The sequence below is a fragment of the Arthrobacter sp. Z1-15 genome (assembly GCF_054792395.1).
Map to the genome: position 1 here is coordinate 2,295,659 of NZ_CP096454.1, position 25,475 is coordinate 2,321,133.

At 64.9% G+C, this 25,475-nt stretch carries 25 protein-coding genes; 11 read left to right on the top strand and 14 right to left on the bottom strand.

Features of this window, described 5'->3' with window-relative positions:
• The first annotated feature begins 71 nt into the window (after positions 1 to 71).
• From M1D40_RS10485 to M1D40_RS10505, 5 genes are all read left to right on the top strand, one after another.
• Positions 72 to 1,217, top strand: a complete 1,146-nt coding sequence (locus M1D40_RS10485) for an ABC transporter permease (protein ID WP_461168792.1) — start codon at positions 72 to 74, stop codon at positions 1,215 to 1,217.
• Positions 1,214 to 1,807, top strand: a complete 594-nt coding sequence (locus M1D40_RS10490; protein ID WP_461168793.1) for an ABC transporter ATP-binding protein — start codon at positions 1,214 to 1,216, stop codon at positions 1,805 to 1,807. Before M1D40_RS10485 ends, M1D40_RS10490 begins: the two co-directional genes overlap by 4 nt.
• Positions 1,808 to 1,902: 95 nt before the next feature.
• The gene (locus M1D40_RS10495; RefSeq protein WP_461168794.1) at positions 1,903 to 2,508 is read left to right on the top strand and encodes a TetR/AcrR family transcriptional regulator; all 606 of its coding nucleotides are present in this window, start codon (positions 1,903 to 1,905) and stop codon (positions 2,506 to 2,508) included.
• Complete coding sequence (locus M1D40_RS10500; protein ID WP_461168795.1) at positions 2,505 to 2,924, top strand: DUF3054 domain-containing protein; 420 nt, start codon at positions 2,505 to 2,507, stop codon at positions 2,922 to 2,924. Before M1D40_RS10495 ends, M1D40_RS10500 begins: the two co-directional genes overlap by 4 nt.
• 57 nt (positions 2,925 to 2,981) lie before the next feature.
• Entirely contained in the window at positions 2,982 to 3,263 is a 282-nt protein-coding gene (locus M1D40_RS10505) for an Lrp/AsnC family transcriptional regulator (RefSeq protein WP_229965623.1), read from the top strand.
• 365 nt (positions 3,264 to 3,628) lie between these two features.
• On the opposite strand, the gene trpD is transcribed toward M1D40_RS10505, so the two are convergent.
• The gene (trpD, locus tag M1D40_RS10510; RefSeq protein ID WP_341395033.1) at positions 3,629 to 4,675 is read right to left on the bottom strand and encodes an anthranilate phosphoribosyltransferase; all 1,047 of its coding nucleotides are present in this window, start codon (positions 4,673 to 4,675) and stop codon (positions 3,629 to 3,631) included.
• Between the two features lie 159 nt (positions 4,676 to 4,834).
• Here trpD and ctaE point away from each other — a divergent pair, with 159 nt between their 5' ends.
• From ctaE to qcrB, 4 genes are all read left to right on the top strand, one after another.
• Positions 4,835 to 5,473, top strand: a complete 639-nt coding sequence (gene ctaE, locus M1D40_RS10515; RefSeq protein ID WP_229965621.1) for an aa3-type cytochrome oxidase subunit III — start codon at positions 4,835 to 4,837, stop codon at positions 5,471 to 5,473.
• An 80-nt stretch (positions 5,474 to 5,553) separates the two neighbouring features.
• Complete coding sequence (gene qcrC, locus M1D40_RS10520; RefSeq protein ID WP_341395032.1) at positions 5,554 to 6,348, top strand: cytochrome bc1 complex diheme cytochrome c subunit; 795 nt, start codon at positions 5,554 to 5,556, stop codon at positions 6,346 to 6,348.
• A gap of 86 nt (positions 6,349 to 6,434) precedes the next feature.
• Positions 6,435 to 7,466 carry a cytochrome bc1 complex Rieske iron-sulfur subunit gene (gene qcrA / locus M1D40_RS10525; protein ID WP_341395031.1) on the top strand — a complete coding sequence of 344 codons (1,032 nt, stop codon included), beginning with the start codon at positions 6,435 to 6,437 and terminating at the stop codon, positions 7,464 to 7,466.
• A 2-nt stretch (positions 7,467 to 7,468) separates the two neighbouring features.
• Positions 7,469 to 9,154, top strand: coding sequence for a cytochrome bc1 complex cytochrome b subunit (gene qcrB / locus M1D40_RS10530; protein WP_461168796.1), 1,686 nt, complete (start codon positions 7,469 to 7,471; stop codon positions 9,152 to 9,154).
• Positions 9,155 to 9,332: 178 nt separating this feature from the next.
• Here qcrB and M1D40_RS10535 read toward each other — a convergent pair whose 3' ends face one another.
• From M1D40_RS10535 to M1D40_RS10565, 7 genes are all read right to left on the bottom strand, one after another.
• The gene (locus M1D40_RS10535) at positions 9,333 to 9,896 is read right to left on the bottom strand and encodes a hypothetical protein (protein WP_461168797.1); all 564 of its coding nucleotides are present in this window, start codon (positions 9,894 to 9,896) and stop codon (positions 9,333 to 9,335) included.
• A 124-nt stretch (positions 9,897 to 10,020) separates the two neighbouring features.
• A complete protein-coding gene (locus tag M1D40_RS10540; RefSeq protein WP_461171048.1) occupies positions 10,021 to 10,785 on the bottom strand; it encodes a GntR family transcriptional regulator in 765 nt (254 codons plus the stop codon).
• A 310-nt stretch (positions 10,786 to 11,095) separates the two neighbouring features.
• Complete coding sequence (locus M1D40_RS10545) at positions 11,096 to 11,497, bottom strand: cytochrome c oxidase subunit 4 (RefSeq protein WP_341395027.1); 402 nt, start codon at positions 11,495 to 11,497, stop codon at positions 11,096 to 11,098.
• Positions 11,494 to 13,215 (bottom strand): aa3-type cytochrome oxidase subunit I, encoded by a 1,722-nt coding sequence (gene ctaD, locus M1D40_RS10550; RefSeq protein WP_461168798.1) that lies wholly within the window; start codon positions 13,213 to 13,215, stop codon positions 11,494 to 11,496. The genes M1D40_RS10545 and ctaD overlap by 4 nt, the downstream gene beginning before the upstream one ends.
• 10 nt (positions 13,216 to 13,225) lie before the next feature.
• Positions 13,226 to 14,080, bottom strand: coding sequence for an aa3-type cytochrome oxidase subunit II (ctaC, locus tag M1D40_RS10555; protein WP_341395025.1), 855 nt, complete (start codon positions 14,078 to 14,080; stop codon positions 13,226 to 13,228).
• A 215-nt stretch (positions 14,081 to 14,295) separates the two neighbouring features.
• Positions 14,296 to 14,697, bottom strand: a complete 402-nt coding sequence (locus M1D40_RS10560; protein WP_341395024.1) for a HesB/IscA family protein — start codon at positions 14,695 to 14,697, stop codon at positions 14,296 to 14,298.
• Positions 14,698 to 14,877: 180 nt separating this feature from the next.
• Positions 14,878 to 16,284, bottom strand: a complete 1,407-nt coding sequence (locus tag M1D40_RS10565) for a M20/M25/M40 family metallo-hydrolase (protein WP_461168799.1) — start codon at positions 16,282 to 16,284, stop codon at positions 14,878 to 14,880.
• 61 nt (positions 16,285 to 16,345) lie between these two features.
• Here M1D40_RS10565 and M1D40_RS10570 point away from each other — a divergent pair, with 61 nt between their 5' ends.
• Positions 16,346 to 16,945 (top strand): DUF3043 domain-containing protein, encoded by a 600-nt coding sequence (locus M1D40_RS10570; RefSeq protein ID WP_341395022.1) that lies wholly within the window; start codon positions 16,346 to 16,348, stop codon positions 16,943 to 16,945.
• Between the two features lie 138 nt (positions 16,946 to 17,083).
• Here M1D40_RS10570 and M1D40_RS10575 read toward each other — a convergent pair whose 3' ends face one another.
• Positions 17,084 to 18,154: a quinone-dependent dihydroorotate dehydrogenase gene (locus tag M1D40_RS10575; RefSeq protein ID WP_461168800.1), complete on the bottom strand. Its 1,071-nt coding sequence runs from the start codon at positions 18,152 to 18,154 to the stop codon at positions 17,084 to 17,086.
• 154 nt (positions 18,155 to 18,308) lie between these two features.
• On the opposite strand from M1D40_RS10575, the gene M1D40_RS10580 reads away from it, so the two are divergent.
• Entirely contained in the window at positions 18,309 to 19,382 is a 1,074-nt protein-coding gene (locus M1D40_RS10580) for an alpha/beta hydrolase (RefSeq protein ID WP_461168801.1), read from the top strand.
• 30 nt (positions 19,383 to 19,412) lie between these two features.
• On the opposite strand, the gene M1D40_RS10585 is transcribed toward M1D40_RS10580, so the two are convergent.
• The 5 genes from M1D40_RS10585 to M1D40_RS10605 all read right to left on the bottom strand — a co-directional run bounded on the left by M1D40_RS10585 (position 19,413) and on the right by M1D40_RS10605 (position 25,396).
• Positions 19,413 to 20,168: an SAM-dependent methyltransferase gene (locus M1D40_RS10585; protein ID WP_461168802.1), complete on the bottom strand. Its 756-nt coding sequence runs from the start codon at positions 20,166 to 20,168 to the stop codon at positions 19,413 to 19,415.
• Between the two features lie 134 nt (positions 20,169 to 20,302).
• Entirely contained in the window at positions 20,303 to 21,091 is a 789-nt protein-coding gene (locus tag M1D40_RS10590; protein WP_461168803.1) for an isoprenyl transferase, read from the bottom strand.
• 23 nt (positions 21,092 to 21,114) lie between these two features.
• Complete coding sequence (recO, locus tag M1D40_RS10595) at positions 21,115 to 21,867, bottom strand: DNA repair protein RecO (protein ID WP_461168804.1); 753 nt, start codon at positions 21,865 to 21,867, stop codon at positions 21,115 to 21,117.
• Positions 21,868 to 21,954: 87 nt separating this feature from the next.
• The gene (gene leuA, locus M1D40_RS10600; protein WP_461168805.1) at positions 21,955 to 23,697 is read right to left on the bottom strand and encodes a 2-isopropylmalate synthase; all 1,743 of its coding nucleotides are present in this window, start codon (positions 23,695 to 23,697) and stop codon (positions 21,955 to 21,957) included.
• Between the two features lie 166 nt (positions 23,698 to 23,863).
• Positions 23,864 to 25,396, bottom strand: a complete 1,533-nt coding sequence (locus tag M1D40_RS10605) for an LCP family protein (RefSeq protein ID WP_461168806.1) — start codon at positions 25,394 to 25,396, stop codon at positions 23,864 to 23,866.
• Between the last annotated feature and the right edge of the window lie 79 nt (positions 25,397 to 25,475).

Genomic DNA, 25,475 nt, shown 5'->3' on the forward strand with positions numbered 1-25,475 from the left:
TCCTGACACGATGTTGGCATGATGCTGACAAGGTGTTGGCATATGTATCCCACAACTCCTGGAGATTCCCCATGTTTCTAGCGCTGCGCGAACTGCGCTTCGCCCGGGCGCGGTTTGGCTTGATGGGCGGCGTCATCGCCCTGATCGCCATACTGATGGTCCTGCTGTCAGGCCTGTCGTCCGGACTGGTCAATGACGGCGTTTCCGGCTTGAAGGCCATGCCTGCCACGGCTTTCGCCTTCAACGAGGGCACCAAGACCGACAACGCGTTTTCCCGAAGCGTTGTCGATGAATCCCAGGCCGAAGCGTGGCGCGGCCAGCCCGGCGTCGAGGATGTCGCCCTCATGGGTGCCACCATGATGAACGGTGCCACCGATGACGGCACCCAGGTGGACCTCTCACTCTTCGGCGTCGAATCCGATTCCTTCCTGGCCCCGGAGATCGGTGAAGGCCGCGCTTCCTCGGCCCCCCATGAAATTGTTGTCTCCAGCACCGGAGCCGACGAAGGCCTGGAACTGGGCTCGGTCGTTACCCTGGACCGGATCGGCACGGAGCTGACCGTCGTCGGCTATACCCCCGGCCAGGCAACCTTCGGGCACGTCACCATTGCCTACCTTCCGCTTCCGACCTGGCAGTACATCGCAGCCGGCGATGCGGCACCGGGAATGCCCACTGCCGCCGACGTCGCCGCCGAGCACCGTGACACGGCCAGCACCGTGGCACTTCTGGCCGAGGACGGCGCAGACATCGACTTCGCCGCCGGCGACGAAGCCGCAGGCACCGTCACCTCCTCGCTCAAAGAATCCTTCAACGCCTCGCCCGGATACTCTGCCGAAACACTGACGCTGCAGATGATCCAGGTGTTCCTCTACGCCATCTGCGCGCTGGTTGTCGGCGCGTTCTTCACGGTGTGGACCGTCCAGCGAAAGCACGAACTGGCGGTTCTGCGCGCCATCGGCGCCTCCACGGCCTATCTGCTGCGCGACGGCCTGGCGCAGGCCGCAGTGATCCTCATCGGCTTCACTGCCCTGGGCGTACTGGCGGGCCTGGGAATGGGATCCGCCCTCTCCGGCACAGCGATGCCGTTCGCCCTGGAGGCAGCCCCGATCGGCCTTGCCACGGCCCTGACGATCCTCCTGGGCCTCATCGGCGCGGCGGCCGCCATCATACGGATCTCCCGGGTTGACCCCCTGGCTGCACTTGGAGGACAGCGATGAGCACCAGAACCGAAACCCCGACGGACACCGCCCTCGGACTCGTCATCGAAGGCGCCAGCCTGGCGCTGGGCGACGGAGACAGCACGGTACAGGCCCTGGACAATGTATCCCTCACCGTCCGCCACGGAGAACTTGTTGCCGTGGTCGGCCCCTCGGGCGCCGGCAAATCCAGCCTGCTGGCGGCAGCCGGCGCTCTCACCTCCCCGGACAGCGGAACCGTTGCGGTCAACGGCACGGACCTGGCGACCCTGAACAGCGCCGCACGCGCCCGCTTCCGCCTGCACAACATCGGATTCGTGTTTCAGTCAGGCAACCTGATTCCGGCGCTGACCGCCGCGGAGCAGCTGGAACTGGTGCACCGCCTGGCCCACGGCAAGGAGCGCTTCGATCCACGGGAGCTGCTCGCGGCGGTGGGCATGGACCATAAGCTGAAGAGCCGGCCGGACCAGCTTTCCGGCGGAGAACGCCAGCGGGTGGGCATTGCCCGCGCCCTGGTCACGAGGCCGCGCCTGCTGCTCGTCGACGAGCCAACAGCCGCACTCGACCGGCGCGGGAAACAGCCGAGCGCGGCGTTGCTACAGTTATGGTGACGCACGATCACGACGTACTGCACCACTGCCACCGGGTAGTGGAGATGGTCGACGGACGGCTCATCAACCCGTAACCGCAGCGAACAGGAGGGCTTGTGCCCCGCATTACCGCCCCAACGGTCGCAGAACACCGCGCGGCCCAGCAACGGGCGCTTCTGGATGCGGCACGGACTCTGCTGGCCCAGACGGGCGAGGCCCCCAGCATGGCCGAAGTGGCCGCACTGGCCGGCCTCGCCCGCCCGAGCGCCTATCAGTATTACAAGTCGCGCCAGGACCTGCTCCACGCCCTGGTGCTGGACGTCTTTCCGCGGTGGGCGCAGCGGGTCGAGGAGGCCATGCGTGCCGAACCCGAACCAGCCGACCGGATTCTCGCCTACGTGCTGACCAACATTGCCCTGGTTGCAGAAGGCGAGCACGCCGTCGGCAATGCCCTGGCCGCCGTTGCCCCCAGCGAGGAACTCAACACGCAGAGCGCGATGATGCATTCGCAGCTGCTGTATCCGCTGGTGGGCACCCTCCAGGAAATGGGTTCCCCGGACCCGGCCGCCACTGCCGAGCTGATCAACGGGATTGTCCACACAGCTACCAAACTGCTGGAGGGCGACAGAACGCAGGCAGACGTCGAGGCACGCGTCACCGAACTCCTGGAACCCTACGTACGGGAGCACCGCCGCGGCACTCCCGGAGAGCAGCACTCATGACCGCCCTGCACAGCACCCCTCCCCGCACCGGACGCAGCCTCTGGCTGTTCCTGGCACTCGACGTCGTCCTCATCATCCTGTTTGCCGCCCTGGGGCGCGACACCCATGAGCACGGTCTGGACCCGGCGGGGATCCTCATCACCGCTTCACCGTTCCTTGCCGCCTGCCTGGGCGGCTGGGCACTTCTTGGCCGGTGGCTCTCCCCCGCCTCGCTGTGGCCCGCCGGTGTCCTTCTGTGGGTCTTCACCGCGGGAGCCGGGCTGGGAATCCGCGCCCTGGCCGGCGGCGGTGTGGCCCCCAGCTTTGCGCTGGTGACGTTCTGCGTCCTGGCCGCCTTCCTGCTGCTCCCCCGGACCGCGGCAGCACTGGTTGGCCGGGCCCGCCGGTCCGCCGCGGTCCGCCGGGCCGTCCGATAGGCTCGACACCAGGGCGTAATGTCTCCGCCCCATGGCAGCACCACGAAAGGGCCCATCATGATCACCGCTTTTGTACTCATCCAGACCGACTCGGCACGCATCCCCGAATGCGCCGAGGAGATCTCTGAGATAGAAGGCATCAGCGAGGTCTACTCCGTGACCGGTGAGTGGGATCTCATTGCCATTGCGCGGGTGCGCCGCCACGAAGACCTGGCAGATGCCATCGCCAACCGCCTCTCCAAGGTGGAGGGCGTCATCGGAACCACCACGCAGATCGCGTTCCGTGCCTACTCGCAGCATGACCTGGACGCCGCGTTCTCCCTGGGGTTTGACAGCTGACAGCAGCCGAGCCACCCGCAACTCACCCGCAACTGCCGGACTGATCCTGCCGCCCTTATCACGGTTTTGCAACATTCGGGTTAAGAAGCTATAACTTTTCCGGTCGGGTTTTTACGGTTTTTGCGGCATTCCGGGCCCCGGGACTGTCGCTCAAACGTCCCCGGAAACAAAAAATGAGGCCGTCCCGGATCGGGAACGCGGCCTCATTTTTCTGCCCTTTTTACCCGGATTTACCCCGGACTCACCCCGGCACCGCCCCGGATTCACCCCGGTCTCACCCCGGCCTCACCCCGGCACCCTGATTTGCCTGCCTGCTTCTGCGGGCCTGGTTCTGCAGCCTGCGGGGCGGGCTTAAGCGCCCCGGTTCAGTGCGTGACCTCGATCCAGCGGTCCAGCGCTGCCTGGGCGCTGCCGCCGTCAATGGCAGCTTCCGCACGGACGATTCCTGCGGCAAGACGCTTGGTAAGGCTGCCTGCGGCATCGGTATCGAGCGCCACCAGGGCGGCAGCGGCGTTGAGGACCACCGCGTCGCGCACCGGACCGCGGTCACCGGCCAGCACGCTGCGAACCACCGCGGCGTTGGCAGCGGCGTCTCCGCCCCTCAGATCCTCCAGAGTGGCCCGGGGTATCCCGAGGTCCAACGGATCCACTGTTGACGTCTCCACGGCCCCGTCACGGACCTCCCAGACGGTGGACACGCCCGTCGTCGTCATCTCATCGAGCCCGTCCTCGCCCCGGAACACCAGGGCGCGCACGCCGCGCGCAGCCAGGACGCCGGCAATGAGCGGAGCCAGCCGGGCATCGGCGACGCCGATGGCGGAGGCGGCCGGACGGGCCGGGTTGGTCAGCGGGCCCATGAAGTTGAAGGCGGTGGGCACGCCCATCTCGCGCCGGGGGACGGCTGCGTGGCGCATGGACGGGTGGAACACCTGGGCAAAGCAGAACGTGATTCCTGCGGTAAGCGCAGCCTCGGCCACGCGGTCAACGGTCAGGTCCAGCCGTACTCCGAGAGCTTCGATGACATCAGCCGAACCGGAGGCCGACGACGACGCACGGTTGCCGTGCTTAACCACCTTCGCGCCGGCGCCGGCGCAGACAAGCGCAGCCATTGAGGAGATATTGACTGTGTTGTGGCGGTCGCCTCCGGTCCCCACGATGTCCAGCGTCTCCCCGGGGATCTCGATGGGCCTGGCATTTTCCAGCATGGCCTCCACCAGGCCGGTCAGCTCCTCCACGGTCTCCCCCTTGGCCCGCAGCGCCACCAGGAAGCCCGCCACCTGGGCATCGGAGGCCTCTCCGGCCATGATCGTGTTCATGGCCCAGCGGGTCTGGTCCGCGCGCAGGTCCTGACGCGAAATCAGGGCGTGGAGAAGCTGCGGCCAGGCGTGTTCGGAGCTCGGATTCGTAGTCACATCCCCTAGGTTATCTACGTTTCGTAGAAAATACTGATTTGTTTCTGGAGAGCCAGTTCCGCGCCGTTACTGGGATCTGCGGGGTTTCGGCACTATTTAGACTCGCCGCCCGTCTATATCTGTTGGAGAACTGGAGCGTTTTACGTCCATAATGTCTATGTGACAACAGCGACCCATGCCCCCAGTACCCCGGCTCACCCCACGCTGAACCGCCCCAACATGGTTTCCGTCGGAACCGTAGTGTGGCTGGCCAGCGAACTGATGTTTTTCGCCGCCCTTTTTGCCATGTATTTCACTCTTCGCTCCACCTCGAGCGACCTGTGGGCCATGGAGACGGAGAAGCTCAACGTTCCGTTTGCGTTCGCGAACACGGTGATCCTTGTTCTTAGTTCCGTTACCTGCCAGTTCGGCGTCTTCGCCGCAGAACGCCTCCAGCCGCGCCGCACGGGAGGACTGTTCCAAGTCTCCCGCTGGGGCATGGTCGAGTGGTTCCTCCTCACCTTCGTCATGGGCGCGGTGTTCGTATCCGTCCAGGCCTACGAATACGCGATGCTCGTTACTGAAGGAGTTTCGCTTTCCTCGAACTCCTACGGTTCGGCCTTCTACCTGACCACCGGCTTCCACGGCCTCCACGTCACCGGTGGGCTGATCGCGTTCCTGTTCATCATTGGACGGGCCTACGCAGCGAAGCGCTTCGGCCACTTTGAAGCTACCTCCGCGATCGTGACGTCGTACTACTGGCACTTCGTGGACGTAGTCTGGATTGCCCTGTTCGTCATCATCTACTTCCTCAAGTAACACCTGCTTGAGCCGGCAACCCTTAAGAAACCCAAAGTGGCACCAGCACACCAAAGACCACACAAGTTAGGAACCACCAAGTGAAGGCACTATCGCAAAGGCGACGTCATCCCCTAGCAGCAGTTGCGCTGCTGCTGCTGGGACTCCTCGTTACAGGTGGGCTCTACGCAGCAGTCAGCGGCGCCAACGAGGCCAAGGCTGCGAGCAGCACCGCCTACACGGCTGATGACGAAAACCAGGGCGAGAAGCTCTTCATCGCCAACTGCGCCACCTGCCACGGCATGGACGCTTCCGGATCCGCCAACGGCCCCTCCCTTGTAGGTGTGGGCGCAGCCTCCGTCGACTTCCAGGTCGGCACCGGCCGTATGCCGATGGCAATGCAGGGCCCGCAGGCGCAGCAGAAGCCCGTTCAGTTCACCGAGGAACAGACCAGCCAGCTTGCTGCCTACGTCGCCAGCCTCGGCGCCGGTCCCGCTGTTCCGGACGCCGAGACGGTCAATGCCGCCGCAGGCAACGCTGCCGAAGGCGGCGAGCTCTTCCGCGTCAACTGCGCCATGTGCCACAACGCCGCCGGCGCCGGCGGCGCCCTGACCGAGGGCAAGTTCGCTCCGTCCCTCGAAGGCGTCTCGGAGAAGCACATCTACGAAGCCATGGTCACCGGCCCGCAGAACATGCCGGTCTTCAACGACGCCAACATCTCCCCGGAAGACAAGCAGAGCATCATCGCCTTCCTCAAGAACATCGAAGCCAACGGCTCCCCGGGCGGTGCGGAACTCGGCTCGCTGGGCCCCGTGTCCGAAGGCCTGTTCATCTGGACGGCCGGCCTTGGCCTTGTCATCGCTTTCACCATTTGGTTGACCGCCCGGTCTTCCTAGACATCACCCGCGCTCACCTCTCGGGGTGACATCACAGTTACACATAGGTCTATAAATGCAGTTTCAAGAGAAGGATGAGGGGGATCATGGGCGACCATAGTCACGGCAGTCCGAACACCTCGGGCACCGTCGCTACGGCTGGCCAGGGCGACGAAGAGAAGTTCCGGAATCCCGGTCTTCCTCCGCACCGTCCTCGCCTGGCCGATACGAATCCCCACGCTGAGAAGCGGGCCGAACGGCAGGTGGCGGCACTGTTCGTCATCTCCATCATCGGTACGCTCGTGTTCTTTGTCGGCTACTTCGGCATCAAGCTCGAAGGCGGCCACACCATTGCCGACATCAGGGTGCAGAACCTGCTCCTGGGGCTCGGCACCGCATTTGCGATGCTCGGCATCGGCGTCGGCATTGTCCACTGGGCCAAGACGCTCATGCCGGACCACGAAGTCATTGAGGAACGGCATGAAATCCGTCCCGAAGAGGACCGTGCCGTCGCCGAGAAGATGCTCGGGGACATTGTCGAGGAAACCGGGATCAAGCGCCGGCCGCTGATCCGCAACACCCTCCTCGGCGCCATGGTCCTGGCACCGCTTCCCGCCATCGCCATCTTCCGCGACCTGGGTCCGCTGCCCGGCAACGTTCTGCGCCACACCATGTGGGACGAAGGCGTACACCTGACGCGCGATCCCAGCGGCACCCGGATCAAGGCCTCCGACGTCACCCTCGGTTCGGCGTTCCACGTCATCCCCGAGGGCCTGAACGAAGCCGAGAACATGCTGGAGGAGAAGGCCAAGGCCGTCGTCCTGCTCATGCGCCTGGACCCGGATTCCCTGAACGCCTCCCCCGGCCGCGAAGACTGGGGCGTGGACGGCATTGTCGCGTACTCCAAGATCTGCACACACGTCGGTTGCCCGGTTGCGCTGTACGAACAGCACACCCACCATCTGCTGTGCCCGTGCCACCAGTCCACCTTCGACCTGACGCAGGAATGCAAGGTCATCTTCGGACCGGCTGTCCGCCCGCTGCCGCAGCTGCCCATCGCAGTTGACAGCGACGGCTACCTCGTCGCCCAGAGCGATTTCCATGAACCCGTTGGACCGAGCTACTGGGAGCGTGGCTAACCATGAGTGTTCCCTCTGCTACCCCTTACGAGGCCAAAACCCGTTTGGGCCGCGTCACCAACTTCGTCGACTCCCGGGTCGGCGGCTCTGCCATGGTCAAGGAGTTCGGCCGCAAGGTCTTTCCCGACCACTGGTCATTCATGTTCGGCGAAGTGGCGCTGTACTGCTTCGTCATCCTGCTGCTGTCCGGAACGTTCCTGACGTTCTTCTTCGACCCGTCGATGGCGCACACCACGTACAACGGCAGCTATGTCCCGCTCAAGGGCGTGGGCATGTCCGTGGCGTACGAGTCCTCCCTGAACATCTCCTTCGATGTCCGCGGCGGCCTCTTCATGCGCCAGGTGCACCACTGGTCCGCGCTGCTGTTCGTTGCAGCCGTATCCGTGCACATGCTCCGCGTGTTCTTCACCGGCGCCTTCCGCAAGCCCCGCGAGCTGAACTGGGTGGTGGGCGGCGTCCTGCTGATCCTGTCCCTCGCAGCCGGCTTCACCGGCTACTCCCTCCCCGATGACCTGCTTTCCGGCAACGGCCTGCGGATTATCGACGGCGTGATCAAGTCTGTTCCGGTTGTCGGAACGTACATCAGCTTCTTCCTCTTCGGCGGAGAATTCCCCGGAATGGATATCGTCGGCCGCCTGTACATGCTGCACATCCTGCTGGTGCCGGCCCTGATCCTGCTGATGATTGCCATCCACCTCTTCATGGTGGTTGTTCACAAGCACACCCAGTTCCGCGGCCCCGGCCGTACGAACAACAACGTTGTGGGCTACCCGGTTGGTCCGGTCTACGCTGCCAAGGCCGGTGGATTCTTCTTCATCGTCTTCGGCATCATCGCTGTCATCGCCGGCCTGTTCACGATCAACCCGATCTGGAACTACGGACCGTACGACCCCTCCCCCGTTTCCGCCGGTACCCAGCCTGACTGGTACATCGGCTGGGTTGACGGTGCCCTGCGCCTGATGCCGGGCTGGATCGGGAACATCCCGATGGAATGGAACATTCCGTTCCCGTGGGGCACCAACACGCTCTCCCTGAACGTGCTGTTCCCCGCCCTGATTCCCGCCGGCATTGTCTTCACCCTGCTGTTCGCCTGGCCGTGGATCGAAGCCTGGCTGACCAAGGACAAGGCAGTCCACAACCTCCTGGACCGCCCGCGCAACGCCCCGTTCCGCACCGGCGTCGGCGTAGCCGGCATCATCTTCTACTGCGTCATGTGGGCTGCAGCCAGCTCCGACCTCATCGCCACGCACTTCATGGTGTCGCTGAACGACGTGACCTACTGGCTGCGCTTCCTGGTCATCTTCGGCCCGCTGATCGGCTTCGCCGTCGCCCGCCGCATTGCCCTGGCCCTGCAGCGCAAGGACCGCGAGATTGTGCTCCACGGCGTGGAAAGCGGACGCATCGTCCGTCTTCCGCACGGTGAATACATCGAGGTCCACGAGCCCGTTGACGAGTACAAGCGCTACAAGCTCGTCGACTTCGAGTCCCCCGAGGTGTCCCCGGCCCAGCCGGACGCCCGCGGCAAGATCTCCGGCAAGGAGAAACTGCGCGGACGCCTGTCGCGGTTCTTCTTCGAGGACCGGGTCGCCCCGGTGACTCCGAGAGAGCTTGAAGCAGCGCACCACCACGAGTCCCCCGCTGAAATTGAAGCGGAAGCGGAAGACCAGGCTTCGATCACGAACCGGTAGTCCTCCGCGGACAGCATGACGGATATACCAAAGGGAGCCGGTCAGCATTTGCTGACCGGCTCCCTTTGCGTTGAGGTTATGTGCTGAGGCCGCGGGCCTGGTCCGGGTCTTGGCCCAAGCCTCGGCTTGGGCCTTGGTTCAGGCCCCGATTCAGGCCCCTCGTCAGGCCACCCGCCTGCTAGTCCAGGACAAAAGGCTTCTTCGCCGGAAGCGGGTGCCGCCGCTTCCACTTGCCCGGCTCCGTGAAGGGCGAAGATCCGATGCTCAGCTTCGTGAAGTCCAGATTCGCGTCGCGCAGCACCACCAGCATGCCCTTGACTGCCTTGGGGACGTCCGGGACCAGGCAGAAGATGTTCAGCTTGCCGGGGACGAATTCACTCTCCTCGACCGATCCCAGCCCCCGCCACGAGAAGTAGGACGCCAGTGCGGTGCTGGCCTTGTACTCGAGGTAGCGGTCCCGTTCCGTGCCTTCGGCGGACTTCAGGGCGTACTGGGCCACGACCCAGTGCTGTTCCTCCGGAGCCAGCTCCGTGTAGCCCAGCTCGGCGGACTTGGCGGCAAAGGCAGCGAACTTCTTTTCAGCTGCGGCTTCATCGATATCGGCAACAACACTGCTGGTTCCCATGTACCCGACGGGTCCCTGGTTGATCATGAACTCTTTGGACTCGGCGTCGTACATCGCTTCGCGGAAGTGCAGGACCCCCTTGCCGTCCCGGTGATACATCACGGTGATGTTGTTCATAGTGCAGAAGCCTTCCTGGCTGGGTAACGCGGTTTGTGGGGTTCAACCTGGTCGAAAAGGAATAAGGACATGCGGGCTTCGCCGGCAGCAGCGGCACTGCCGCTCCGCAGGCGCCTGTACGGCGTCAGGAGCCCGTATGCCTGCCCGGGTGGTAGGAACGCGGCGTGCGCATGCCGGGCCGCTGCAGGGGCACCCAGAGCTTGTACCGGTCCGCACGGTAGTAAGACACGGAATAGTCCACCATCGAACGGGCCACGTACGCATGCCGCTGGATCTTCAGCAGCGGAGCACCGAGCTCGACATTGAGCAGGCGGGCGGTCGACGCCGACGCGGCGGTTGCCTCGATGGTGTCCTCCCCCCACTCGATCAGCATGCCGTAGCGCTCACTAAGCACGCGGTAGAGGGAGGTGGGCGGCTCTTCATCGAGCATTCCGGGAACATGCGAGGCCGGAATGAAGTTCTCGTCAACGCTCATCGGCTCGCCGTCGGCCAGGAGCTGGCGGCGGAACCGGATGACCGGCTGGCCGGGGTCGATCTGCAGCTCCCGTGCCACGAGATGGGACGCGCCAATCTGTTCAAAGCTGAGGACGCGGGCATCCGGCACCATGCCGCGCCGGTGCATTTCCTCGCTGTAGGACGTCAATTTCACCTGCAGGTCCATCTTGGGACGTGCAACGAAGGTTCCCAGTCCCACCACGCGTTCGAGCACTTCGTCGGCGACCAGTGCATCGATGGCCTGCCGCACCGTCATCCGTGCCACGCCGAAGTGATCGGCCAGCACCCGCTCCGAGGGGATGGCAGTGCCGGCCGCAGCGTGCTGATCCACGAACCGCCGAAGGATGTCCTGCAGCTGCTGGTGTTTGGACACCTCCGACAGAGGGTCGAGCAGCTCAGGGAAGTTCTTGAAGGCCTGGTGCACTAGATACGCCGATTTCCGGAGTCCGCTGCCCTGCTCATACGGTTCCTTTCCTCGGCGATGGTGCTCCCTCAAGGATACCGGCCGCGGACCCGGGCCAGTAACGGCGCTGCGTGTGCCCAGTGCAGGTTGAATCAGTGCAGGTTGAATCAGTGCAGGTTAAACCAGTACAGGTTAAACCAGTACAGGTTAAACCAGGGCCTGTTAAACAAACAGAGGACCCGCTCTCTCGAGCGGATCCTCTGTTGAATCCAGGCCATGCCCGGAAGGAAAGTGCCGGACCCTAGTGTGCGTGGGCTCCGCGGCTGTATTCGAATACCCAGCCGACCAGGGCGATCAGTGACAGGCCTGCACTGATGTACAGGACCCACCAGCCAACGGCCATGCCCAGGAATCCGCCGGCGGCGGAGAGGCCGAGCAGCAGGGGCCACCAGCTCCAGGGGCTGAAGAAGCCCTGCTCACCGGAACCCTCGTGGATTTCGGCGTCGAGCCGGTCTTCCGGACGGGGGCCGATGCGCTTGCCCGTGAAGCCGATGTAAAAGGCGATCATGGCCGACATGCCGGCTGTCAGGAACAGTGCCAGATAGCCCACCGGTTCCATCCACTCGACGAGGTAGCCGTAGACGACGCCGACAACCAGGAAGAACGGCGCCATGTAAGCGAAGAGCTTAGTCTCTACCTTCAATTGACTGTCTCCTTACGGTCACCGGGTCCGAAGACCTTGCCGGCGGCCGACGTGTCGGTCACCGTCTGCTGCAGTTCAGGGTGGTGCAGGTCCAGTGCCGGGCGCTCCGAACGGATGCGCGGCAGGGACGTGAAGTTGTGGCGCGGAGGCGGGCACGAGGTGGCCCACTCCAGCGATCCGCCGAAGCCCCACGGATCGTCAACTTCAACCTTCTTGCCGTGGCGCCAGGTGATGTATACGTTCCAGAAGAACGGAATCATGGAGGCGCCCAGAAGGAAGGAACCCACGGTGGAGAACTGGTTCATCAGTGTGAAGTTGTCCTCCGGCAGGTAGTCGGCGTAGCGGCGCGGCATGCCGAGCACGCCCAGCCAGTGCTGGATCAGGAACGTTGCGTGGAAGCCGACAAACAGCATCCAGAAGTGGATCTTGCCCAGGCGCTCGTTGAGCATCTTGCCGGTCCACTTCGGCCACCAGAAGTAGAAGCCTGCGAACATCGCGAAGACAACGGTTCCGAAGACCACGTAGTGGAAGTGGGCAACCACGAAGTACGTGTCGGAGACGTGGAAGTCGAGCGGCGGCGAGGCCAGGATGATGCCGGTGAGTCCGCCGAACAGGAAGGTGATCAGGAAGCCGATGCTCCAGAGCATGGGCGTCTCGAACGTAATCGAGCCCCGCCACATCGTGCCTATCCAGTTGAAGAACTTCACGCCGGTTGGCACCGCGATCAGCATCGTCATGAAGGAGAAGAACGGCAGCATGACTGCGCCGGTGACGTACATGTGGTGTGCCCACACGGTGACGGAAAGCGCTGCAATGGCGATCGTGGCGTACACCAGACCCTTGTAACCGAAGATCGGCTTGCGGCTGAAGACCGGGAAGATCTCGGAGACAATGCCGAAGAACGGCAGGGCGATGATGTAAACCTCGGGGTGTCCGAAGAACCAGAACAGGTGCTGCCAGAGGATTGCTCCCCCGCGTTCCGGGTCGAAGATGTGGGCTCCGAAGCGCCGGTCCGCACCCAGTGCGAACAGGGCGGCTGCCAGCGGCGGGAACGCCATCAGGATGAGGATACCGGTCACCAGGGTGTTCCAGGTGAAGATCGGCATGCGCCACATGGTCATGCCCGGGGCACGCATGCAGATGATCGTGGTGATGAAGTTGACCGCACCCAGGATGGTTCCGAAGCCCGAGAGGGCAAGGCCGAACACCCACAAGTCTCCGCCCACGCCCGGAGAGAACGTGGTGTTGGACAGCGGGGCATAGGCGAACCAGCCGAAGGAGGCGGCACCCTGCGGGGTGATGAAGCCGGCAACGGCGATGGTGCTGCCGAAGAGGAAGAACCAGAAGGCCAGGGCGTTCAGGCGGGGGAAGGCAACGTCGGGGGCGCCGATCTGAAGCGGCATCATGACGTTGGCAAAGCCGGAGAACAGCGGCGTTGCGAACATCAGCAGCATCACCGTGCCGTGCATGGTGAAGAGCTGGTTGTACTGCTCCTTGGTCTGCAGGATCTGCATACCGGGTTCAAACAGTTCCGCGCGGATGACCAGGGCCATCACGCCTGCGAGACAGAAGAAAATGAATGACGCGATCAGGTACATGAACCCGATCGTCTTGTGGTCAGTGGAGGTGATCCAACTGACGATGATGCGTCCCTTGGAGACGGGGACGACGCGCGGTGCAACTTGAGTATCTTCCGAAGTGTATTCGAGAGTAGTCACAGCTTTCCTCCTACCTCCTTACTTCGCTTGATTCTGAGTTGTACACGCGGTCGTACTCGGAGCCGACCTGGCCGTCGGGCAGGGTTGCCAGGTACTCGTCGTACTCGGCCTCCGAAACTACCTTGACGTTGAAGAGCATTTCCGAGTGGTACTCGCCGCAGAGCTCGGCGCACTTACCTTCGTAGGTGCCCTCGATGCCGGGAGTGATGTTGATGTAGTTGGTGCGGCCCGGGTAAAGGTCCATCTTCTGCAGGAAGGCGGGAACCCAGAAGGAGTGCTGCACGTCGCGGGAGTTCAGCTGGAGCTCAACCGTCTGGTTGACCGGCAGGTAGAGTGTCGGCATTTCCGACTCTGCCTTCTCCGTGCCGTCCAGGTTCACCTGGACATTGAGGTCGTACTTGTCCTCATTGACATAGTTGAAGTCCCAGGACCACTGCTTACCGCGGACGTCGACGACGACGTCGGGGTCATCTACGCGCTCACTGATGGCGCGGATGTCCTGGTCGGTGAAGTAGAACAACACCAGGACCATGAACAACGGGATCGCCGTGTAGAAGATCTCCAAGGGAAGGTTGTAGCTCATCTGCCGCGGGTAGCCGGTTTCGTTCTTCCGGCGGCGGTAGGCGACGATGCACCAAATGATCAGTGCCCAGGTGAGCACACCAACTGCCAGTGCCGCGATCCATGAATTGACCCAAAGGTCCATGATTCGGCCGGTGTGGTTGGTCATGTCGCGTTCCGTGGGCAACCAGCCTCTTTGGACTTCTGACGAACAACCCGATAAAAACAACGCGCCGGCCGACGTTACGGCTGAGATCTTTAAGATCCTGGCGCGTCGGCTGCTGGTTCGGTCCTGCGAACTCACAGACGGCCCTTCCTCTTGTTACGTGCAAGTGCGGCACAGCAGGCAGACAAAATCCCCCGACTGCGCACGATCAGTTTTACTACTACGTGTAGAGCTTACCCGCACGCGTGGCCATCCAGTGACAGACCGCACCGCGTTGGACGCAAAATACCGTGTATTACGGCACCTGCGGCCGCGGGCTCCCCGTTAGTGAAACGGGGTACCCGTGGCGAAGCTTAGTGGAACGAGTCGCCGCAGGCGCACGATCCGCCGGCGTTGGGGTTGTCGATGGTGAACCCCTGCTTGGAGATGGTGTCCTCGAAGTCGATGGACGCACCGGACAGGTACGGCACGCTCATCTTGTCCACGATGACCTCAACGCCGTCGAAGTCCCGGACGGCGTCGCCGTCGAGGACCCGCTCGTCGAAGTACAGCTGATAGATCAGGCCCGAGCAGCCGCCGGGCTGGACAGCCACGCGAAGCCGCAGGTCGGTCCGGCCTTCCTGCTCCAACAGGCTGCGCACCTTGCCGGCGGCAACATCGGAGAGGGCAACTTCATGGGTCGGCAGCTCCGTTTCCGGGGCAGCGGCGGCTGCCGCATCCACGCTGGTGCCGGTTTCGCTGGTGGAAGTACTCATTGCTTCTCTCTTTCTTCACGTGGTCCGTGCACGGAAGGGCAGTTGCGCTCCCCGGGCTCCGGGCCAGTTCATTCTCCATGGTACGTCGGTGCATGCACACAGAGGCAACGCGGCCGGGCCGGAAAAGATTTCCGCACCCGGCCGCGCCGTGCTGCCTACGCCCCTTTCGGGCCGTGCTGCCTACAAGCCTTCGCGGGCCAGCTTGGCCAGCAGCAGCGCTTCGGCCAGCACCGCGTTGCGGAAGTCACCGAGATCCAGGGACTCGTTGGCGCTGTGGGCCCGTGAATCCGGGTCCTCGACGCCGGTGATCAGGATCTGCGCAGCGGGGAACAGTTCGGTGAGGTCGGCAATGAACGGAATGGATCCGCCCATTCCGGACTCCACCGGCTCCACCCCGTCCCAGGCTTCCCGCAGCGCCCACAGGGCGGTCCGCGCGGCAGCAGCCGAGGTGTCCGTGGCGAACGCCTGCCCCTGTTCCCCCGGCGTGAACGTCACCTTCGCACCGAACGGTGCATGGGACTGCACATGACGCTCAACGGCGGCCATGGCCTCGGCCGGGCTCTGCCCCGGGGCAAGCCGCAGACTGAACTTGGCGCGCGCCTTGGGCTGGATGGTGTTCGAGGACAGTGCCACCGTCGGAACGTCGATGCCGATGATGGACAGGGCCGGCTTGGTCCACAACCGCGAGGCAATCGATCCGGTGCCCGCCAGCTGCACGCCGTCGAGCACCGAGGAATCCTCGCGGAAGTCCGCCTCGACGTATTCCACGGCTGCCGTGTCCGAGGAGGCGAGGCCCTCAATGGCGACGTCTCCGGCGTCGTCGTGGAAGGTGGCGATCAGGCGAGCCAGCAGCGTGGGCGCATCCAGCACCGGGCCGCCGAACATTCCCGAATGGACGGCGTGGTCCAGGACCTGCACCTCGACCGTGCCGTCCACCAGTCCGCGCAGGCTGGTGGTCAGCGCCGGAACGCCCACCTTCCAGTTTCCCGAATCCGCCACGACGATGACGTCGGCTTCGAGCAGGCTGCGGTAGGTTTCCAGGAACGTGCGGAAGGTGGGCGAGCCGGCCTCTTCCTCGCCCTCGATGAACAGGGTGATGCCGACGCCGGAGTCCTCCCCCAGCACCTCGTCAAGCGCGCGGAGGGCTCCGATGTGCGCCATGATCCCGGCTTTGTCATCCGCGGCACCGCGTCCGTAAAGGCGGCCGTTGCGCTCAGTGGCGGTGAAGGGCTCGGACTCCCACAGCGCCAGGTCTCCCGGCGGCTGGACATCGTGGTGCGCGTAGAGCAGCACGGTGGGCTTGCCGTCCCGTGCGGGACGGCGGGCGACGACGGCGGGCCCGCCCGGTTTGCCGTTGTTGTCAACGCGCAGGATCTGCACGTCGGACAGCCCGGCACCGCGGATCAGCGACGCCACCGCCTCGGCGCTCTCGTTGAGGCGCTCCGGGTCAAACGAATCCCAGGCAATGCCGGGAATGGACACGAGCGACTTCAGCTGCTCAACAGTGCGGGGAAAATCAGCGGCCACGGCGGAGCGGAGTGCGTCGATGTCCACTGATGAAGAAGAAGATTCTGGATTCACAGTCATAACAAAACAGTACATGCGGGCCCCCGGTCCGCCGGTGCCGCCGTCAAGGTATCCTAGAGGGGTGTTCGGACGAAAGAATGAAGCGCCCACCGCGCAGGAAACTGTGGACCAGGCTGCTGCGGCAGCCCAGACCAGCTCAGCCCGCACGGCCGCGGGGAAGGGAGCACCCACGCCCAGGCGCCGGGACCAGGTGGCTGCGCGCCAGCGCCCGCTGGTTCCCACCGACCGCAAAGCGGCGAAAAACGCGAACCGCGAGGCCCTGCGTGAAGAGCGCCTGAAGACCCGCGCGGCACTGGATACCGGAGACGAGCGCTACCTTCCCCTGCGCGACAAGGGACCGCAGCGCCGGTTCATCCGCGACGTGGTGGACTCCCGCTGGAACCTGGGCGAGTTTGTCATGATCGCAGCCCTCGTCTTCGTGGTGGTCAGCTTCATCCAGAACCTCACCGTGCAGAGCATTGTCATGCTGGCTTTCTGGGTCCTGATCCTGGCCGTCATCCTCGATTCCTTTATCCTGCGCGCCCTCCTCCGCCGCCGCCTGACCGAGAAGTTCGGCGGCCCCAACTCCGGCGACGTTTGGTACGGCGTATCCCGTGCGCTTCAGCTGCGCCGTTTCCGCCTGCCCAAGGCTTTGGTCAAGCGCGGCGAAAAGCCCGAATAACCGCATTCTTTACCAGATGATGAAGGGCCGCTCCGAAGAGCGGCCCTTCATTTTTGCGTCCGTGTCCTGAGGCCGGTTCAGCAGGCAGGGCTCATCCGGCAGGTGTGACTATCAGCAGGTGTCACTAGGAGCCAGTCGCTATTTCAGCAGCCGGGCCAGGCGGCGGTTGATGCGCGCGGCCCAGAACGGCCCCTGATACAGGAAGGCGGTGTACCCCTGCACCAGGGTTGCGCCGGCCTTGAGCCGCTCGTGCACGTCGCGGGCTGATTCGACGCCGCCAACAGAAATGATGGCCGGTCCCCCGTCGCCCAGGCCGGCACGCAGCCGCTTCAGCACTTCCAGGGAACGGCGGCGCAGGGGAGCTCCGCTCAGACCGCCCACTCCGCAGGCAATCACCTTTTCCGGGTCGGTCACCAGGCCTTCGCGGGTGATGGTCGTGTTGGTTGCAATCACGCCGTCGAGTCCGAGGTCCAGCGCCAGGCGGGCGACGTCGTCGACGTCGTCATCGCTGAGGTCGGGCGCAATCTTTACCAGCAGCGGCACATGCCGTCCGGCCGCTTCGTCGGCGGCGGCTGCGACGGCCGAGAGCAGCGGGCGCAGGGACTCAATGTTCTGGAGCCGGCGCAGCCCGGGCGTATTGGGCGAGGAAACGTTCACCACGAGGTAATCCGCCTGCGGCGCCAGTTCGCGGGTGCTGATGAGGTAATCGTTCACCGCGTCGGCCAGGTCCACGGACTTGGTTTTGCCGATGTTGATGCCGATCACCGGCCGGTGGCTCCCGTAGGCCGCGGCTAGGGCCTTGCGGGCGGCGGCCACACGGGGAGCCACGGCAGCAGCGCCGTCGTTGTTGAAGCCCATCCGGTTAATGACGGCGCGGTCCTCCACGAGACGGAAGAGCCGCGGCTTGGGGTTCCCCGGCTGCGCCCGCCCCGTCACGGTTCCCACTTCCACGTGGCCAAAGCCCATGTTGGTCAGGGCCACAATGCCGGATCCTTCCTTGTCGAATCCGGCGGCCAGGCCGAACGGAGACGGGAAGTCCAGGCCGAAGGCCCGGACCCGAAGGCCCGGTGAGGGACGCATCAGCCGGCGCATCAACGCACCGGCGGGGGTCGCTGCGGAAAGCTTGATCAGGTCAAAGCCAATTCGGTGTGCCTTTTCGGGGTCCATGCCGGCAAAGACGGCACGAAAGAAGGCGGGGTAGACGCGCATGGTTTTATGCTTGCACTGCCGCGGGCCTCCGCCAAATCCGATGGACGACTTCGCTGCTCCGCACGCTCGCTGCGCCGGTTCCCGCGCAGCCGGCCCGGGCCTGTCCGGTTCGGTGCTGTCCGGTTCGCTGCAGAAGGGCGGCTACTCTCGATGTATGGGTAGCTACACAGGCACGGGGACCGGCGGCATGCAGTGGAAACCGGACATCCTCGGCGACGGTTACCAGTGCCTGACCCTGGATCTGGGGGAAGATGACGAAGGGCCCGTGGTGGCCACGCTGGTGTCCTACACCCCCGAACCTCCGGTTCCGCCCACCTTCTCCGGCCGGGTGCGGCAGATGCTGCACGGTCTCCGGGCACCCGTGGCAGCGGAGCCGGTTCACGCCGTCCTCTATATCCACGGCTGGAGCGACTACTTCTTCCAGACGGAGCTGGCCCACTTCTGGAGCGGCCTCGGTGCCGCCTTTTATGCACTGGACCTGCGCAAGTACGGCCGGAGCCTGCTGCCGGGCCAGTCCGAAGGCTTCACTCTGGACCTGCAGGAGTACGACGCCGACATTGAGGCTGCGCTGGCAGCCCTGACGGCACACATCAGGGAACACCGCGGTCCGGACACCCCGGTGCGGATATCCCTGATGGCGCACTCCACCGGCGGCCTGGTGGCCTCACTGTGGGCGCACCGGAACCCCGGCCGCATCGAAGCCCTGATCCTGAACAGCCCGTGGCTGGAGCTGCGCGGCTCCTGGATGGTGCGCAACGCAACGGCCTCACTGCTGGAACCGCTCGCCCGGCTGCGGCCCAAGGCCCGGCTGAAGGTCCCCGAAATGGACTACTACTGGCGCAGCATCAGCCGTGAAGCGGACGGCGAATGGGATCCGGACCCGGAGCTGAAACCGCCGGGGAGCTGGCCGATCCGGGCCGGGTGGATCACCGCGGTGCTCAGCGGCCACGCCCAGGTGGCGCGCGGCCTGGATATTCGGGTGCCCATCCTGCTGATGGCCTCAACCAGCTCGGTCATGGCCGGGCTCTGGAACGAGAACATGAAAACCGCGGACAGCATTCTGGACGTGAACCTGATGGTGCAGCGCGGGCTGCTGCTGGGTCCGCAGGTCACCGTATACCGGTTCGAGAATGCTCTGCACGATGTCCTGCTGTCGGCGGGACCGGTGCGGCGCCGGGTCTATGGAAAGCTCGAGCAGTGGGCGCGGGCCTTCATGCTGAAAAGCTAGCTGCCCGGCCCTGCACCGAATGAACGCCGGTCAGTCACGCACGCCAACGGCGGCGTCGTGCAGGACGAAGGTTGCAAACCCCAGCTCGCGCCAGGCGCCGCTCAGCCAGGCGTCGCGATTCTCACGTGCAGCGGCGAATGCCTGATCACGATCCTCGGTCGTCGAGGCCTCCCGTACGGCCCAGTCGACGAGCGATCCGGTCCAGCTGAACTGGTAGTCGTCCCACTCGGCCAACGTGCTGACGTGCCCGTACGACGGCTCAAACCCGTACTCATGGAAGGCTCGCACGAGGCCGGCAAGGTTGGGATAGGCGTCGGCGGAAACCCCAAGCGCTGCCAGCGCAGAAGCCGACGGGGTGCTCTCCCAGATGCTGTCGCCGATCAGCGCCTGGCCACCGGGGCGCAGGTGCCGCCGGACAGCGCCCAGCATGTCCTCCAGCCGGCCGAAGGCGTGGCTCGCACCGACACACAGCACCACGTCGAAGACCCCGTCGTTCCAGGCGGCGGCATCCGTCTCGATCCAGCGCACCCGGTCGCTCAGCTTCCGCTCGTCGGCACGCCGGGCGGCAGAGGCCGGGACCATCTGGTCGATCCCTACGCCGGTGATTCCGGGGTGGGTGAGTAGCAGCTCCTGCAGCCACTCCCCCTCGCCGCACCCGAGGTCAACGGCGCGGGCGCCCTCGCCTGGGCTCAGCCAGCTGACCAGTTCGCGCAGCCGCCCGGGCGCCACCGGCGCCGCGATTGGATGGCGCAGGTGGGCAATGTCGAAGATCTCGGAGCGCTCCATCTCAGCGACGCTACAGGATTCAGCCGTGGCCGAGAGACACCCCGGAGTGAGGCGCGCGGTTCCCGCTCCCCCCTCCGCCCCCGGCGTCGAGCTGTTCGGCGCGGGTCTGGACAGACGCCGCGACCTCGGCCCAGCTAGGCCGGGGAGGCCTGGTCCACCGCTCCCCCGTACCGCCGGTCGCGCCGTGCGTAGATCTCCACGGCTTCCCAGAGCGTGCGACGGTCCACGTCGGGCCACAGGGTGTTCATGAAGACCATCTCCGCGTACGCGGACTGCCAGAGCATGAAGTTGGACAGCCGCTGTTCGCCGGAGGTCCGCAGGAAAAGATCCACGTCCGGCAGGTCCGGTTCGTCCAGGTATTTCTGGATGGTTTTTTCCGTTATGGATCCCGGGCGCAGCTTGCCGCGGGCGACGTCGGCGGCGATGGCGGACACTGCGTCCGTGATCTCGGCCCGGCCACCGTAATTCACGCACATGTTCAGGGTGCACACGGTGTTGTCCCGGGTGGCTTCTTCGGCGATCTCCAGTTCCTTGACCACCGACTGCCAGAGCCGCGGGCGGCGGCCGGACCAGCGAATGCGGACGCCCCACTCGCTGAGCTGGTCGCGCTGGCGGCGCAGCACGTCCCGGCTGAACCCCATCAGGAAGCGGACCTCTTCCGGGGAACGCTTCCAGTTCTCCGTGGAGAAGGCATAAACGGAGACGTGCCTGATCCCCATCTCGACCGCGCCGGCCATGACGTCCAGGAGCGCGGCTTCACCGGCACGGTGGCCTTCGGTGCGGGGCAGTCCGCGCTGGTTGGCCCAGCGTCCGTTGCCATCCATGACGATGGCAACGTGCTGCGGCACCAGGTCGGCGGGAACCGGCGGCGGCACTGCCCCGGAGGGGTGCGGCGCAGGACGGGCTGCCGGAGGGGAACCCACGGAAGGGGACTTTGAACGCAAGCTTAGACACGCTCCACATGTTGAAGTGATTTGACGACCCGTTCCAGGTGCCATTGAAGGTAGCTGGCCACCAGGCCGGCCGATTCCCGCCGCGGCTGCTGCCCGGCGTCGTCGGCGGTTTTCCAGTCGCCGGAGAGCAGGGCTGCCAGGAGGACCATGGTTTCGGGCGAGGGCGAGGCTGCACCCGGGGGACGGCATGCCGAACAAACCGCACCGCCCAGGGCCGGGGAAAACGCCGAATGCGGTCCCGGAGCCCCGCAGCGGGCGCACGCCGTGAAGCTCGGCGCCCAGCCTGCGGTGGCCAGGGCGCGCAGCAGGTACGAGTCCAGGATCAGCTCCGGAGCGTGGGCTCCGCGGTTCAGGGCCGCCAGTGCGCCGATCACCAGGTGGTAGTGGGCATTGGCCGATTCGCCGTCGACGTCGGTGAGCCGCTCCGCGGTCTCCGCAATGGCTGCGGCCGCGGTGTAGCGGGCATAATCCGACACGATTCCGTGCCCGTAGGCGCCCAGGGTCGTGGCCTGGGTAACGATGTCCAGGTTCCGCCCCGAGGAGAGCATCAGATCCGCCACCATGAACGGCTCCAGCCGGGCACCGAACTTGCTCGAAGTTCGGCGCACCCCCTTGGCCACGGCGCGCACCTGTCCATGGCTGCGTGTCAGCAGCACCAGAATGCGGTCCGCCTCACCCAGCTTGTGGGTGCGCAGGATGACGCCCTCGTCCCGATAGGTCCGGGAAGCAAATGATTTTCCTGCCACCGTCTTATTTTCCCACGTTCGGCCGGAAGTGCGGCGCACCCGGGCACCGAGGGTGTCCGGGTGCGCCCGCCGCGGCGGTATTCCGGATCAGGACCGGTCGCGGATTGCCCGGTTCACCGCGGAAATCACGGCCTTGAGCGCCGACATGGTGGTGTTGGAATCAATCCCTACGCCCCAGAGCACCCGCTCCCCCACGGCCAGTTCCACGTACGCGGCCGCAGCGGCGTTTCCGCTCGCGGAGAGGGCATGCTCGGTGTAGTCCAGCAGCCGGACGTCGATGCCGTCTTCGCCCAGGATTTCCAGCAGCGCGGCGATGGGGCCGGTGCCGGTCGCCGTGCGTTTCTGCTGGACGCCGCCGTTCATCAACGATGCGGTCAGCTTGAAGGTGCCGTCTTCGGCGGTGTCCGCGTTCACCGAGGTGAGTGCGTAGTGTCCCCACGGTTCGCCGCCGGACTCCGGCGTGTTCGGCAGGTACTCGTCCTGGAAGACCTTCCACAGCTCGGCACCGGTAACCTCGCCGCCGGCGGTGTCGGTCCTGCGCTGGACGACGCCGGAAAACTCGATCTGGGCACGCCGCGGCAGGTCCATGTTGTGCTCGTTCTTGAGCAGGTAGGCCACGCCGCCCTTGCCGGACTGGCTGTTGACCCTGATGACGGCTTCGTAGCTGCGGCCGATGTCCTTGGGGTCGATGGGCAGGTACGGAACTGCCCAGGGAATGTCGTCCACGGTGGTGCCGGCAGCAGCGGCGTCCTTCTCCATGGACTCGAAGCCCTTCTTGATGGCGTCCTGGTGCGATCCGGAGAACGCGGTGAACACCAGGTCTCCGCCGTAGGGGGAACGCTCGGGAACGGGCAGCTGGTTGCAGTATTCGACGGTGCGGCGGACGTGGTCAATGTCCGAGAAATCGATCTCCGGGTCCACGCCCTGGCTGAACATGTTCATGCCGAGGGTGACCAGGTCCACGTTCCCGGTCCGTTCCCCGTTGCCGAAGAGGCAGCCCTCAATGCGGTCGGCGCCGGCCAGGTAGCCCAGTTCGGCGGCGGCGACCCCGGTTCCCCGGTCATTGTGCGGGTGCAGGGAGAGGATGATGGAGTCCCGGTTGGCGAGGTTGCGGTGCATCCACTCGATGGAGTCGGCGTACACGTTGGGGGTGGCCATCTCCACCGTTGCCGGCAGGTTCAGGATCATCTGCCGGTCCGGGGAGGCGTCCAGCACCCCGGCGACGGCGTTGGAGATGCGCAGGGCGAAGTCCAGTTCCGTGCCGGTGTAGGACTCGGGCGAGTACTCGTAGGTTACCTCGACCCCGCGCAGCTGCTCCTCATACTTTCTGCACAGCCGGGCGCCCGAGAGCGCGATGTCCACGATGCCGTCCTGGTCGGTGTTGAAGACGACCTTGCGCTGCAGCACCGAGGTGGAGTTGTACAGGTGCACGATGGCCCGGTCCGCTCCTTCGAGCGAGTCATAGGTGCGCTCGATCAGATGCTCGCGGGACTGGGTGAGCACCTGGATGGTGACGTCGTCCGGGATCCGGTCGCCTTCGATCAGCTGGCGGACGAAGTCGAAATCGAGCTGGGAGGCGGAGGGGAACCCGACCTCGATTTCCTTGTAGCCCATCTTCACCAGCAGATCGAACATTTTGTGCTTGCGCTCAGGACTCATGGGGTCGATCAGGGCCTGGTTGCCGTCCCGCAGGTCCACCGCGCACCAGCGCGGCGCCTTGGTGATGAGCTTTTCCGGCCACGTCCGGTCCGGGAGTTCAAAACTGATCTGGTCCTGGAAGGGAACGTACTTGGAGATGGGCATTCCCGAGGGCTGCTGTGCATTTCGCATGTCTGGTGGGGCCTTTTCTAGGAGTTCAGAAGAGCGGCCGGGCAACACAAACTCCGCAGCGAGGGGCGGCCTATTTGGTGGTTATGGCCCCGCCGCGGCAGCTAAGGAGAAGAAGCTCTGCGCGCACGTGACCACCCTAACAGCAGCCTGTGGGGCTGCCCAATTGTTAATTGCCAAACGCCGTCTGGCACGTAACCTGGGCCGCGGTCTGGCCGCTCAGTCCGCCCACGTCGCCGGCGTCGGGCATGGTGGTCCCGGTGGTGAAGTCCTCTCCCACCTGCACGCTCACGCCGTTGACCAGGTTGCTGGCCATGACCTGCACGGCCGGAACGCCGAGTGCTGCGGCCACCTGTTCGGCCATTTCAAGGTAACCGGGGCCATAGAAAATCTGGGTCGCCGGGCTGGAGGCGTCGATCCGGCCGGCGGCATCCGCCAGCGCGTAGCCCTGCGAGAGCAGGTGGGCGGCCAGGACCTGGTCGCGCGATTCCGTGCCCGCGCCCGCGGTGCTGCCGGTGGCATCGAGGATCCGGACCGGAATGGTCGCGGGATCAAACAGCGGTGCTTCCTCCGCCGGGACGGACGGGGTGCCGTCAGCGGGGGTCGTAGCGTCCGGCTCCGGTTCGGGAGCGGGCTCGGTAATGTCCCGGTCCTCCACCAGAGCGGTAAAGAGCGGCTCGGAGACTGCTTCGTCCAGGACCAGCCGGTTGTTGTCGTATTCGTACGGCACCACCGGGGCGGTAACAAAGGCCACCCGGCTGAGGTCAACATCCTTCAGCCGGCCGGCGAGGGCAATCAGCGACGTCGGGTTGGTCAGTTCCTTATCGACGGTCAGGTTCCGGGTGACCGTCTCGGCGATGGAATAGAGCTTGGGCAGGTTATTGAGCGTGCCCTCGTCCTGGACCTTCCGGACCATGGAGGCCAGGAAACTCTGCTGCGCCCGGATCCGGCCCTCATCGCCGCCGTTGCCGAAACCGTGGCGGGTCCGCAGGAAGGCCAGGGCCTGGTCGCCCTGCACACTGCTGACGCCGGCGGGAAGGCTCAGTCCGGAGAGTTCGTCCTCCACCGGCTGGTTAACACAGACCTCAACGCCGCCCAGGGTGTTGGAGAGTTCCTTCACCGCGTCAAAGTCGGCCATCATGAAGTGGTCGATGCTCAGGCCCGTGAGCTCGTTGATGGCGGCCACGGTACAGCCCGGCCCGCCGTTGCCCAGGGCGCCGTTGATCTGAGCGAGGTCCATGGCCGGGTAGGTGGTTCCGGTTTCCGGATCGGTGCAGGCAGGCAGCGGGACCAGCAGGTCGCGGGGGAAACTGACCACCGTGACATGGGACCGGTCCGCTGACATGTTGGCCAGCATCATGACGTCGGAGTTGTTGCTTTCCTGGCCGTCGCGGTTATCCGTACCCAAGATCAGAATCTGCAGCGGATCCGTGTTGGAGTCCACCGGCGGCGCGGACTCCTGACCGGAGCCGAGGTTCAGCGGTTTGGTGTCCAGGTTGTTCTGCAGGCGGATAACCTGCACACCCACAAAGACCAGACCCGAAACCAGGGTCAGGGACAGAATCATGGCCGCGGCCCGCAGCACGGGGTGCGGAGCGCCGCGGCGCCCCAGATGCCGGCCGCCGGGGTTTTGCGATCCGGAGGCTCCGGACACTGAGTTTCCGGAGGGACCGGCACCCGTTACGGCACGGCGAGATGACATGAGCCGGTCCCCTTCAATGATTCGTGTTCTGATTCGTGGTCAACGACGGTGACTTGCACCTGAATGTTCAAAGTGTACG